Origin of the sequence: Allobosea sp. OAE752, assembly GCF_050433265.1 — a bacterium.
GTDB lineage: Bacteria > Pseudomonadota > Alphaproteobacteria > Rhizobiales > Beijerinckiaceae > Allobosea > Allobosea spartocytisi.
This window is the reverse complement of sequence record NZ_JBNPXO010000005.1, coordinates 287,108-300,073: the sequence shown is the minus strand read 5'-3', so window position 1 is coordinate 300,073 and position 12,966 is coordinate 287,108. Positions and strand designations below refer to the sequence as shown.

General features: G+C 68.0%; 10 protein-coding genes. 6 read left to right on the top strand and 4 right to left on the bottom strand.

What is annotated here, in order from left to right; all coding sequences use genetic code 11:
• The first annotated feature begins 22 nt into the window (after positions 1-22).
• The 4 genes from GGC47_RS15490 to GGC47_RS15475 are packed head-to-tail and all read left to right on the top strand — an operon-like array spanning position 23 to position 5,480.
• Positions 23-1,081: an ABC transporter ATP-binding protein gene (locus GGC47_RS15490; protein WP_142020806.1), complete on the top strand. Its 1,059-nt coding sequence runs from the start codon at positions 23-25 to the stop codon at positions 1,079-1,081.
• Complete coding sequence (locus GGC47_RS15485) at positions 1,078-2,841, top strand: ABC transporter permease subunit (RefSeq protein ID WP_142020807.1); 1,764 nt, start codon at positions 1,078-1,080, stop codon at positions 2,839-2,841. Before GGC47_RS15490 ends, GGC47_RS15485 begins: the two co-directional genes overlap by 4 nt.
• A gap of 10 nt (positions 2,842-2,851) precedes the next feature.
• A complete protein-coding gene (locus GGC47_RS15480; RefSeq protein ID WP_142020808.1) occupies positions 2,852-4,387 on the top strand; it encodes an AMP-binding protein in 1,536 nt (511 codons plus the stop codon).
• A 1-nt stretch (position 4,388) separates the two neighbouring features.
• Complete coding sequence (locus tag GGC47_RS15475; RefSeq protein ID WP_142020809.1) at positions 4,389-5,480, top strand: hypothetical protein; 1,092 nt, start codon at positions 4,389-4,391, stop codon at positions 5,478-5,480.
• A gap of 29 nt (positions 5,481-5,509) precedes the next feature.
• Here the strand turns inward: GGC47_RS15475 and GGC47_RS15470 are convergent, their stop codons facing one another.
• From GGC47_RS15470 to GGC47_RS15455, 4 genes are all read right to left on the bottom strand, one after another.
• A complete protein-coding gene (locus GGC47_RS15470; RefSeq protein WP_429068456.1) occupies positions 5,510-7,855 on the bottom strand; it encodes a xanthine dehydrogenase family protein molybdopterin-binding subunit in 2,346 nt (781 codons plus the stop codon).
• Positions 7,856-7,996: 141 nt separating this feature from the next.
• A complete protein-coding gene (locus GGC47_RS15465) occupies positions 7,997-9,013 on the bottom strand; it encodes an ABC transporter substrate-binding protein (RefSeq protein WP_142020811.1) in 1,017 nt (338 codons plus the stop codon).
• A 152-nt stretch (positions 9,014-9,165) separates the two neighbouring features.
• Entirely contained in the window at positions 9,166-10,032 is an 867-nt protein-coding gene (locus GGC47_RS15460) for an ABC transporter permease (RefSeq protein ID WP_142020812.1), read from the bottom strand.
• A gap of 16 nt (positions 10,033-10,048) precedes the next feature.
• On the bottom strand, positions 10,049-10,828 hold the full coding sequence (locus tag GGC47_RS15455; RefSeq protein WP_142020813.1) for an ABC transporter ATP-binding protein: 780 nt from the start codon (positions 10,826-10,828) through the stop codon (positions 10,049-10,051).
• 107 nt (positions 10,829-10,935) lie between these two features.
• Between GGC47_RS15455 and GGC47_RS15450 the strand changes: the two genes are divergently transcribed.
• Positions 10,936-11,601 (top strand): response regulator transcription factor, encoded by a 666-nt coding sequence (locus GGC47_RS15450; RefSeq protein WP_038367741.1) that lies wholly within the window; start codon positions 10,936-10,938, stop codon positions 11,599-11,601.
• Positions 11,594-12,952, top strand: a complete 1,359-nt coding sequence (locus tag GGC47_RS15445; protein ID WP_142020814.1) for a sensor histidine kinase — start codon at positions 11,594-11,596, stop codon at positions 12,950-12,952. The genes GGC47_RS15450 and GGC47_RS15445 overlap by 8 nt, the downstream gene beginning before the upstream one ends.
• The last annotated feature ends 14 nt before the right edge of the window (positions 12,953-12,966 follow it).

Here is a 12,966-nt window from a genome sequence, read left to right as displayed (position 1 = left end):
GGCGATGGCGACGAGCGCCGGGATGACCGTGACCGAAGCAAAACCGGCGAAGCTCGTGGTCGAAGGGCTGTGCAAGCGCTACGGCGCGACCACGGCCCTCGAGCCGAGCTCTCTCAGCGTTGCCGAGGGCGAGTTCCTGACCTTGCTGGGGCCTTCGGGCTCCGGCAAGACCACCTTGCTCCAGCTCATCTGCGGGCTGGTCGAGGTGAGCGAGGGCAGGGTGGTCATCGACGGCCGCGACCAGTCGGCAACGCCCGTCCACCAGCGCGATATCGGCCTCGTCTTCCAGCATTACGCGCTGTTCCCGCACCTCACCGTGGCGGAGAACATCGCCTTTCCGCTCAAGATGCGCGGTCGTCCGGGCGCGGAGGTCGCCAAGCGCGTCTCCGATGCGCTGGCGATGGTGCATCTCGGCCATCTCGCCGGGCGTTTCCCGCGCGAACTCTCCGGCGGCCAGCAGCAGCGTGTCGCGCTGGCGCGCTGCTTCGTCTACCAGCCCTCGATCATCCTGATGGATGAGCCGCTCGGTGCCCTCGACAAGAAGCTGCGCGAGCATATGCAGATCGAGATCAAGCGGCTGCACCGCGAGAGCGGCTCGACCATCGTCTATGTCACGCATGACCAGGAGGAGGCGCTCGCCATGTCCGACCGCATCTGCCTGATGAATCACGCGAAGATCGAGCAGCTCGGCACGCCGCGGGAGATCTATGAGCGCCCACGCACCGCCTTCGCCGCCGATTTCATCGGCATCTCCAACATCTTCCGCGGCCGCTGGGACGGCAACGGCTCGCTCGAGACCGCGCATGGCCGCTTCGCCCTGCCCAACGGCGCGCATTGCGAGAGCCGGGACGCGGCGCTGGTGATCCGGCCCGAGAACCTGCGCCTCGGCGCGCTGGACGGCAACGCCGTGAACGGCCGGGTCAGCGAGATCGTCTATGCCGGCTCGGAGACGCGCGTCATCGCGGCGCTCGAGGATGGCAGCCAGCTCGTGCTGCGCCTCGGCCCCGACGATGCGGTGCCGGCCATCGACGAGGCCATCGTCGCCGGCTGGCCGCGCGACAAGGCGGTGCTGGTCGCATGAGCGCCGTAAGCGTCACGAGCGCGCCGGCGCGTGCGGGCAGGCTGCGCCTCAACGCGCTCTGGCTGGCGGTGCCCGGCGTCCTGTTCCTCGCGGTCTTCTTCGTCTGGCCGGTCGCGCAGCTTCTGGGCCTGAGCGTCGTCGATCCGGACAATGGAGTCTTTACGGCGAGCTCCTATCAGCGCATTGCCGCGACCGACGTCTATCTGCGCGTGCTCGGCATCACCTTCCGCATCGCCGGTTGGACGGCGCTGTGGTCGCTGCTGATCGGCTATCCGCTCGCCTATTGGCTGGCGCGCCTGCCCGACATGTTCCGCGGCCGCATGCTGCTCTTCGTCATGGTGCCATTCTGGACGAGCTATCTCGTCAAGACCTTCGCCTGGATGCTGATCCTCGGACGCAGCGGCGTGATCAACTCCCTGCTGACCGGCGCGCATGTCGTCGACCAGCCGCTGTCGCTGATCAACAACCAGTTCGGCGTCATGGTCGGCATGGTCCATGCGATGGTGCCGCTGGCGGTGATGACCATGCTGCCGGTGATGACCGGCATCGACCGGCGGCTCGTCCAGGCGGCGCAGACGCTGGGCGCAGCGCCCGCGCGCGCCTTCTGGCTGGTCTATTTCAAGCTCTCGCTGCCCGGCGTCGCGGCGGCGGGGCTGCTCGTCTTCATCTCCTCGCTCGGCTTCTTCATCGTGCCGGCCTTCCTCGGCGGACGGCAGGAGACGATGCTGGCGCAGCTCATCATCACCCAGGTCCAGGAGCTGCTGAACTGGTCCTTCGCGGGAGCCCTGTCGGCGATGATGCTGTTGGCGGCGCTGGTCTCCTGCGTCGTCTATGATCGGCTCTTCGGGCTCTCGACCATCGCCGGCGGCACCGGGCAGGTCGGCACCGGCCGTATCCGCGATCTCGGCCTGGCGATCCTCTCCCTCATCGCGACGGCCGCGGCTGGCCTCGGGACGGTCACGCGATCCCTGCTCGGCAAGCGCGTCTGCGCGATGCTGCTGCCTGGCTTCTGCTGGCTCGTCATCGCTTTCCTGGTGCTGCCGACGCTGCTCGTCATCCCGCTCGCCTTCACCTCCTCGCAATTCCTGGAATTCCCGCCGCCGGGCTACGGGCTGAGCTGGTTCCGGACCTATTTCGAATCGCCGCTCTGGATCCAGGCGACGATCCGCTCCTTCGCGGTCGCCTTCGTTACGGCTTTTGCCGCGACCGCGATCGGCGGCTTCGCGGCGCTGGCGCTGGCGAACAGTCGCACCCGCTGGGCCGGCCTGATCTTCGCCTTCTTCCTCGCGCCGATGATCGTGCCGCGCATCGTCATCGCCGTCGGGCTGTTCTATCTCTTCGCCCGGCTGGGGCTGATCGCGACCGATCTCGGCCTCGTCATCGGCCATACCGTGCTGGCGATCCCGTTCACGCTGGTCACCATCGCCGCCGTGCTGAAGACCTATGACCAGCGCCTCGACCAGGCGGCGGCGACCCTCGGCGCCAACCGGGTGCGGACGCTGACCGGTGTCACCATTCCGCTGGTCAAGGGCGGTCTCGTTGCCGCCTTTCTCTTCGCCTTCATCACCTCCTTCGACGAACTGACCATTGCGATCTTCGTCTCCGGCGGCCTCAAGACGACGCTGCCGAAGCAGATGTGGGACGACATGATCCTGCAGCTCAACCCGACGCTCGCGGCGGTCTCGGTGGTCGTCTTCATCGTGGTGACGGCGATGCTGCTCATCGCGGAACGTTTCCGCTCCTCTTCCCGACTCGACTGAACCGACGACGATGACCTCCTTCGACGATGACGGCTTCGTGAGCCTTCTGACGACACGCGCCGCGGCTGAGCCGGAGCGCGTCTATGCGCGCTTCTGCGGCGAGCCTGTGACCTATGCCGAGGTCGAGCGGCGCTCGGCTGCCTTCGCCGCGCATTTGAGAACGCGGGGCATCGTGGCCGGCGACCGGGTCGCCGTGATGATGCGCAATTCGATCGCGACCATCGCGGTGGTTTTCGGGCTCGCGCGGGCGGGGGTCGCCTGGGTGCCGGTCAACGCGCAGCAGCGCGGCGAGGGGCTGCGATACCTGCTGACCCATTCGCAGCCGCGCCTTGTCGTCGCCGATGCGGAGCTGGCGCCGCAGATCGCCGAGGCGATGGCCTCCGAGGCGGAGTTGCCGCTCCTCACCCATGCGCCGGGCGGAGAGCTCGACGCCATCCTGTCAGGTCGGGAGCTCTTTTCAGAACCGGCTCCGCCGCCAGATGCCGTCTTCGCGATCATGTACACCTCCGGCACGACCGGGCGGCCCAAGGGGGTGATCGTTTCGCACCGCATGCTGCGGCTTGCGGCCGAGAGCGTGGTGCGGCTCTCCGATGCCGGGCCGGGCGACGTCTTCTTCGTCTGGGAGCCGCTCTACCATATCGGCGGCGCGCAGCTTCTGCCCCTGCCGATGATCAGCGGCATCACGCTCGCCATGGTCGAGCGCTTCAGCGCCAGCCGCTTCTGGGATCAGGTCAGGGAGGAAGGCGCGAGCCATATCCACTATCTCGGCGGCATCCTCCAGATCCTGCTGAAGCAGCCGCCGTCGCCGCGCGACCGCGAGCACGGCGTACGCATCGCCTGGGGTGGTGGCTGCCCGCCCGATATCTGGCCGCAGTTCCGCGACCGCTTCGGCATCGATATCCGCGAATGCTACGGCATGACGGAAGCCTCCAGCCTCACGACCTGCAACGTCAGCGGCGTGGTCGGCTCGGTGGGCCGGCCGATGCCCTGGTTCACGGTGCAACTACAGGATACGGAGGGTCGGCCGGTGCCGGCCGGCGAGCGCGGCGAGATTGTGATCGAAACGAGCATCCCCGGCGCGATCTTCCCCGGCTATCTCGACAATCCCGAGGCGACCGCGAAGGCCCTGCGCGCGGATGGCTTCCACACCGGCGATCTCGGCTCCCTCGACGCTGATGGCAACCTCTACTTCCACGGCCGCATGACCGACAGCGTGCGCTGCCGGGGCGAGAACGTCTCGGCCTGGGAGGTCGAACATGTCGCGGCCGAGCATGAGGCGGTCGAGGATTGCGCCATGATCGGCGTCGCGGCCGATGTCGGCGAGCAGGACATCAAACTCTTCGTCAAGCCGCGCGGTGGCGTGATCATCGATCCGCAGGCCTTGTCCGGCTGGCTCGGTCAGCGCCTCGCCCCCTACCAGAATCCGCGCTACATCGCCGTCGTCGACGAGTTCGAGCGCACCGCGAGCCAGCGCATCATGAAGCACAAGCTCTCGCCTCGGCTCGACGACTGCTGGGACCGCGCGGCGATGGCGACGGGGCGCTGACATGGCCGGCTGTGACATCCTCATCTCCGGGACCGGCGGCTTTGCCGCGCGCATTGCCTTCGACATCGCCGCGACGGCGGAGGAGCCTGTCGCGGTCGTCATCGCCGGCCGCAACCGCGAGCGGCTGAGCTGGCTGCGCACGGCCGCCAACGCCCGCGCCGCCTTGTTCGGCAAGAAGGCGCGCTTCACCACCCATGCGGTCGATCTGCTCGCCCCGAACGCATCGGACGAGATGCTCGCGGCGACCGGCCCGCGCATCGTCGTGCAGGCCGCCTCGATCCAGACCTCGCAGGTCATCGCCCAGACCGGCAACGCCTGGACGCAGCTTGTCGCCGAAGGCGGCCTGAGCGCCACGGCGGTCTTCCAGGCGCTGCTCTCCTCGCGCGTCGCCGCGGCGATCACGCGCAGCGGCAGGGCGGTCACGCTGGTCAATTGCGGCTTCCCCGACGTGGTCAACGGCATGATCAAGGCGATGGGCCATGACGTCGCCTGCGGCATGGGCAATGTCGCGATCCTGTCGAACGTCTTCGCTGGCTCGGCCGCCACGCCTCTGGGGGCCGAGGTCAAGGTTCTCGCCCATTACCAGAACCTCGCCGCCTGGCGCCGACGGCCGGAGGAGCGGGGCGGGCGGCCGCCGCGCGTCTGGCTCGACGGCGTCGAGGTCGGGGATGTCTACGCACGCTTCGCCGATATCCAGCTGACGCCCGAGCCGGTGATCGAGATCTCAGGAGCGAGCGGCGTCCCCATGCTGCTCGCCATGGCTTCCGGCCGCGTCTGGCACGGACATGTACCGGGGCCGAACGGCCTGCCGGGCGGCTACCCGGTTCGGCTGACGACGGATGGCGTCCTCGAACTCGACCTTCCCGCTGGATTATCGGAAGCCGAGGCCGTGGCCTGGAACGCTTCCTTCGAGGCGCAGAACGGCCTCGTCGTCTCGCCCGAAGGCCGGATCGGTTTCACCGGCATCCTCGGCGCCAGGCTCGGCGAGCATGTTCCGGCTCTGCGCGAAGGCTTCGCGGTGCGGGAGCTGGAAGCGGTCTGCGAGGAGCTGCTCCGCCTGCGCGATAGGTTGATGGGGCAGCCGCAGAGTTAGACGGCGCTTCCGGAGGGCGCTGGCGGCCCTCAGTCCTTCGTCTGTGCCTCTTGCGCATCCCGGATCGCACGCCAGATCCGCGCCGGAATGGCCGGCATGTCCAGATGCGTGACGCCGAGGGGCCGCAGCGCATCGAGGATCGCGTGGATCACGGTCTGCGGCGCGCCGATGCAGCCGGCCTGTCCCGCCCCCTTGGCCCCGAGCGGGTTGGCCTCAGTCGGCAATTCCACCATCGACAATTCGAAAGCCGGCAGGTCCATCGCGCGCGGCATGGCGTAGTCCATGAAGGTCGCGCTGAGGAGCTGGCCGCCATCGGGGTCGTAGCGGGCTTCCTCCATCAGCGCCTGGCCGATGCCCTGCGCCAGCCCGCCATGGACCTGTGCCTCGGTCAGCAAGGGGTTGATCAGCGTGCCGTAATCGTCGACGGCGACATAGCGCAGCAGGGTCACTTCGCCGGTCTGCGGGTCGACCTCGACCTCGGCGGCTTGCGCGCCGTTGGGAAAGGTGAGCGGCGCATTGCGGCGGGCGCCATGGCTGGCGAGGGGTTTGCCGGTCGTCTCCGCGACATGGCGCGCGACGCTGCCGAGATCGACTTCGCCGGCGCCTGGAGCGAGAAAGCGGCCGTTGTGGAAGCTGACGGCTTCCGCAGCCGCCTGAAGCAGTTCGGCGGCTGCGGGCCTTGCCTTCTCGAGCAGCGCATCGGCCGCCAGGGCCAGCGCGCCGCCGCCCATATGCAGCGAGCGGGCGCCGCCATGGCCGCCGCCGCTGGGGACGCGCGCCGTATCGCCCTGGATGAGGCGGAAACGCTCCACCGGCAGGCCGAACCGGCTCGCGAGAAGCTGGGCGAAGCTCGTCTCGTGACCCTGGCCGTTCGATTGGGTGCCGACCGTCATGTCGATGCCGCCATCGGCGCGGAACGACAGCCAGGCATCCTCGTTCGGCGCGCCGCGCGAGGTTTCCAGGAAGCAGCCGATGCCGAAGCCGCGCAGCTTGCCGCGTCGGCGTGATTCCGCCCTGCGGCGCCGGAAGCCGGCGCGGTCGGCCGCAGCCAGAACCTGGTCGAGATTGCTGCTGAAGCTGCCGCAATCGAGCACGGCGCCGAAGGGCTTGCGATAGGGGAAGCGGCGGATGAAGTTGCGCTTGCGCAAGGTGGCGGAGTCGATCCGCAAGCGGTTGGCCGCCGCCTCCACCAGCCTTTCGATCAGATAGTTCGCTTCCGGCTTGCCGGCGCCGCGATAGGCGTCGATCGGGACGGTGTTGGTGAAGACGCAGCGGACATCCATCGTCATCGCGGGAATGTCGTAGAGCCCGCCCATCGCGGGCGTCGGCGCGGTGGTCGCGCTGCCCGGCCCGAGCGAGGAGACATAGGCGCCGAGATTGGCGGTGGTTTCGACCTGAAGCGCCAGGAACCGGCCCTTGGCGTCGAGGGCAAGCTTGCCGGTGGTCAGATTGTCGCGAGCATGGACGCCACCGGAGAAATCCTCGATGCGCTCGGCGAGCCAGCGCACCGGCCGGCCGAGGCGCTCGGCCGCGACGAGCACCAGCGCATATTCCGGATAGGTGACGTTCTTCATGCCGAAGCCGCCGCCGACATCGGGGCAGGCGACGTCGATCCGTTCAGGCGCGATGCGCAGCACAGCCGCGAGTTCCCGGCGGATGTCGTGCACCGAGGCGCCGCTGAGCGAGAGCCGGTAGCGGCCGCTCGCCTTGTCGAAGCGCCCGAGTGCCGCTCGCGGTTCGAGTGCCGCTGCCGCGATCCGGTTGTTGACGACCCGGCAGGTCACGACATGGGCGGCCTGCGCAAAGGCGGTGGCGACGGCCGCCCCGTCGCCGAGCCGATAGCGCAGGGCGAGGTTGCCGGGCGCCTGCGGCCAGATTTCGGGAGCGTCGGGAGCGTTGGCGGCGGCAAGCTCGGTGACCGAGGGCAGGATGTCGTAATCGACCGCGATCAACTCGCTGGCCTCGCGGGCAAGCTCGGCCGTCTCGGCCACGATGAAGGCGACGGAATCGCCGACATGGCGGACCCGTTCGCCGGCCAGAGGCGATCGGGGCGGCACGATCAGCGGCGCTTCGCCCGCGACCGCCAGCGAGCAGGGCAGGGGCGCGAGATCGGCGATCTCGGCAGCGGTGTAGACGGCGTGGACGCCGGGCAGGCCCCGCGCCGCTTCGGCGTCGATGGAGAGGATCGCGGCATGGGCATGCGGCGAGCGCAGCACCATGGCGTGCAGCGCATCGGGGACTGCCTCGTCGTCGAGATAGAAGCCCTGTCCCGTCAGGAAGCGCTCATCCTCGAAACGGCGCAGCGAGCGCGGATCTGTCGGTGTCAGCGCCGGGCCGAGCGTCTCTGCCCGGTGTCCGGGAATTCTCGCATGCATCAGGCCGTCACTCTTCCGTCGCGCATCGAGGCCCGGTTTCAATTTTCGAGCCAGCGACCATGGCTACCATGCAAAAGGGCGCGGCCCCAGAGGAGACCGCGCCCTTTTGCATCTGAAAACCCGTTGGGGCTCGGGATGCGCTCAGCTTCCCGAGCGGCCGGCGAGCTGCGGCACGAACATGTCGCTCCACTTCGTCGGCTTCACCTTGATCGACCCGGCCTTGTGCATGAATTCGGCGAACTGCATCACGCCTTCGGGCGTGGCGGTGAAGCGGGCGTCCTTGTCCTCGATCATCTCCTGGACCTCGGCGGCGTCGATCTTCACCTTCGAGGCCTTGGCGAAGATCTCGGCCGCCAACTTCTTGTCCTTGGCGATCAGGGCGGTGGCGTCGTCCATCGCGTCGATGAAGGCCTGGGTCATCTTCGGATTGGCATCGACGAACTTCTTCGGCGCGAAGGTGACGTCGAGCGTCAGGTTGCCGAGATAGTCGACCGAGTTGAGCACGCGGTTGATGCCCGGGCTCTTCGCCTCGATGTACTGGAAGGGCGGCGAGGTGAAATGCGCCTTGATCTCGGTCTTGCCGCCGATCAGCGCGGCCAGCGCCTCCGGATGCGGCAGGCTCACCGTCATCGGATCCATCTTGGCGTAGTTCGCGTCGCCGAACTCCTTGGCGGCGATCATCTGCAGCACGACGGCGGCGAGCGAGGTCTTGATGCCGGGCAGGGCGATCTTGTCGCTGCTGGTGAAGTCCTTGAGCGACTTCAGCTCCGGCTTGTTCGACATCAGCCACAGCGAGGTCGAGCTCATGCCGGAGACTCCGACGACCTCGACGCCCGGAATGCCCTTGGCCTTGGCCCAGAGCGTGACGAAGCCCGGCGCGCCGGTGCCGGCGAAGTCGAGCGTCCCGGCCATCATCGCGTCGTTGATGACGTTGCCGCCGTCGAGCATCAGCCAGGTCACCTTGATGTCGCCGAGGCCGGCGGCCTTGGCGCGCTTCTCGAGGAACTGCTGGTCCTGCATCACGAAGAGCGGCAGATAGAGGATGCCGAAGCCCTTGGAGATGCGGACCTCGCTGACCTCGGCGCGGGCCGGGGCGGCGAGTGCGGCGCCCAGTGCCACGGCCGTGAAGGCGGTGCGCAGGAAAGTCTTGAATGCCATGGGTGTTTCCCTCCGAGTGACGGCCGTTCGGCCTTGTGGAACCAGTGCATTTTCGAGCGAAGCGGATGCCGGTTCGCGTGAAGAAAATGCGATAAAGCCAGGAAAATGGAGCATTCCCGCGTTTCAGAAGAAGGCGGAAATGCTCCGGGTCGTCAGTGCTGCATGCCCCAGCGCCGGATCGTCTTGCGCTCGATGGTGGCGAAGATGACGTTCTCGACGAAAAGGCCGATCAGGATCACGGTGAACAGGCCGGCGAAGACGTTGGCCGTCTCGAGCTGGTTGCGGTTCTCGAAGATGAACCAGCCGAGGCCGCCGGCGCCAGACGAAACGCCGAAGACCAGTTCGGCCGCGATCAGCGTGCGCCAGGCGAAGGCCCAGCCGACCTTGAGTCCGGTCAGGATCGCCGGGAAGGCGGCCGGGATCAGGATGAGCCGCACCAGCTTCAGGCTGCGCAGCCCGTAATTCTGCCCGACCATGCGCAGCGTGTTCGAGACCGAGCGGAAGCCCGCATGGGTGTTGAGCGCGATCGCCCAGAGCACCGAGTGGACGAGCACGAAGATGATGCTGCCGGTGCCGAGCCCGAACCAGATCAGCGCCAGCGGCAGGAGCGCGATGGCGGGCAGGGGGTTGAACATCGAGGTCAGGGTCTCGAGCAGGTCGGCGCCGATGCGCGAGCCGATGGCCAGCGTCGTGAGCAGGGCCGCCAGCACGATGCCGATGCCGTAGCCGATCACCAGCGTCTGCAGCGAGACCAGCGTGCGCTGCGGGATGACGCCGCTGACAATGTTCTCGACGAAGGCCGCGACCGTCTGGCCGAAGGTCGGGAACAGCAGGGGATTGCCGAGCCAGCGGCCATAGAGCTCCCAGGCGACGGCGAGCACCGCGAGGATCACCGCCTTGCGGACGAAGCCGAGGCGATAGATGCGCTCGGCCAGGCCGATGGTCTTGGCGACGACCGGCGCGTCGCTGGAATGGACGTCGCGGATGATTTCCGGGCGGAAGCTGACGAGATCGGTCATGTCGGTCACCTCCGGTTCAATGATGCGCGAAGAGCATGTCGTTGATGCGGGTTTCGAGCGCGGCCTGCGTGCCCGTGCCCATCTCCGCGGCCGGCACGCTGTTGAGCTCGGCCTTGACCTCGCCGGGATGCGGCGAGAGCAGCAGGATGCGGGTCCCGATGCGGATGGCTTCCTCGATCGAATGGGTGACGAAGAGCACGGTGAATTTCGTGTCGTCCCAGAGCCGCAGCAATTCGTCCTGCATCTTGCGGCGCGTCAGCGCGTCGAGCGCGGCGAAAGGCTCGTCCATCAGCAGAACGTCGGGCTCCATCGCCATGCCGCGCGCAATGGCGACGCGCTGCTTCATGCCGCCGGAGAGCATATGCGGATAGCTGTCGATGAACTTGGTCAGGCCGACCTTGTCGATATAGGAGCGGGCGCGCTCCCCGGCCTCGGACGGCATCGCCCGGCCGGAGGCGGTCAGCGCGAAGACCACGTTCTCGCGCACCGTCTTCCAGGGCAGGAGCTGGTCGAATTCCTGGAACACCATCATCCGGTCGGGGCCCGGGCCTGAGATCTTGCGGCCCTTCAGGCTGATCTCTCCCTCGACCGGCGTCAGATAGCCGCCGATCGCCTTGAGCAGGGTCGACTTGCCGCAACCTGACGGGCCGAGCAGGACGAAGCGGTCGGACGGGTAGACGTCGAAGGAGACGCGCCGCGTCGCGGTCACCACCACGTCCGGCGTCTTGTATTGCAGCGTCACACCCTCCACCGAGAGCAGCGGAGTCGCGGATGCGGCGTCAAATGGGGCTAACATGCACCGTCCCTTGTTTTCGTTTCCCGAGCGCACTTATGGGCGCTTGCCGACAGTGATAGCCTGCGGGACTGACTCCAGCCTGACTCGATAACCAGAGGCCGATCCGCTTGCGCGTGCTCGTCGTGGAAGACACCGCCGACATCGCCGAAGCCGTGGTGATGCGGCTCGAGAAGATCGGCCATGCCGTCGACTGGGAGCAGGACGGCACCACCGCCGCCGAGCTGCTGGCGGTGCAGGCCTATGACCTCGTCATCCTCGATCTCAGCCTGCCGGGGCAGGATGGCCTCTCCATCCTGCGCCAGATGCGGGCCCGCCGGCTGGCGACGCCCGTGCTGGTCCTGACGGCGCGCTCCGCCGTGGACGAACGCATCGGGGCGCTCGACCTCGGTGCCGACGACTACCTGGTCAAGCCCTTCGACTATGGCGAGCTCGAAGCCCGCGCGCGGGCGCTGTTGCGGCGCAGCGCCGGACAATCCGACAACATGCTGCGCGTCGGGCCGCTGGCCATCGACCGGGCGGGGCGGGTCGCGAGCGTCGGCGACAGACCCCTCAACCTGACCCGCCGCGAATTGACCGTGCTCGAGATCCTCGCCGCGCGCCCGGAGCGGATCGTGCCCAAGGAGGAGCTGATCGAGCAGCTCTTCAACTTCGACCAGGAGGCGAGCCCCAACGCCGTCGAGCAGTTCGTCGCAAGGCTGCGGCGCAAGCTGGCCGACGCCCCGGTGGAGATCCGGACCCTGCGCGGACTGGGTTATCAGCTTGCGGTTGTCTGACCTTCGCCTGTCGCTGCGCTTCCGCATCATTGCCGTGCTCACGGCGGTGCTGGCGGCGGGCGCGGTCGTGCTGGGGGCTGCCGCCTGGCATTCGTCCTCGCTCGCGGCCCAGCAGGCCTATGACCGCTTGCTGCGCGGCGGCGCGGTGCAGATCGCCGAGAACGTCTATGTCCAGGGCGGGGTCGTCACGGTCGAACCGCCGGTTTCCACGATTGCGACGCTCGCCGACTACGATCTCGTCTTCTACAAGGTGGTCGATCCGCGCGGCATCGTCGTCGCCGGCTACGAGGATCTCGTATCGGACGCCGATCCGGTGGAGACCCGCGCTGGCGTCGTTCTCGAAGACGGCACCTATCAGGGCCAGCCGGTACGGATCGCGACGCTTGCCCGGCAGATCGACATGCCCGGAACCAACAACTGGTCGACGATCGTCGTGGCCCAGACGACCGACGCCCGGCGCGCGCTGGCTCGCGACCTGACGCTCAAGGCGCTCGGCGTCATCGCCGTGATGAGCGTGCTCGCGCTGTTGGCGGCCGCCTATGCGGTGACGCTGGCGCTGAAGCCGCTGACCCGCATCGAGCGCGAGATCGCGAGCCGGCGCCCCGACGACCTGCGCCCGATCGAAGCGGAGCCGCCGCTTGAAATCCGCAATCTCGTTCAGGCCATCGACGACTTCATGCGGCGCCTCTCAGAGCGGATGGCGATCATGCAGCGCTTCATCGCCGATGCCGCCCATCAGATTCGTACGCCGCTGGCGGCGCTCGACGCGCAAGTCGAAATCCTGATCGGCACCCCCGCATCGCGGCGCAAGGCGGATACCGTCAAGCGCATCCATGAACGGACGGCTGAGCTCGGCCGTCTCACCGGGCAGCTCCTCGACCATGCGATGGTGATCCACCGCAAGGATGTCGCGGTTGCGGCCGCCGTCGATCTCAACCAGCTCGCCAAGGGCGTTCTGGCAAAGGCGGTTCCGCTGTCGTTGCCGCGCGAGGTCGACATCGCCTTCGTGCCGGCGGAGCAGGCGCCGATCGTCTCCGGCGACGCCGTCAGCCTGCGCGAGGCGCTGAGCAACCTGATCGACAACGCCTTGCGGCATGGCGCCCGCAGCCGGCTCGTCGTGACGGTGGGCGCCGATGGGGACGCCGCCTGGATCGAGGTCGCCGATGACGGCGACGGCTTTGCCGCGCCGCTGGCCGAGTTCACGCGTCCCTTCGCCAAGGGGCCGGAGTCGAGCGGCTCGGGGCTCGGCCTCTCCATCGCCGCCGAGGTGGCGATGGCTCACAAGGGCGAGCTGGCGCTGTCCCGCGACAGTACCATGACGCGCATCCGCCTGATTCTCGCGCGTTCCTGACCCTGTCGCGGCGC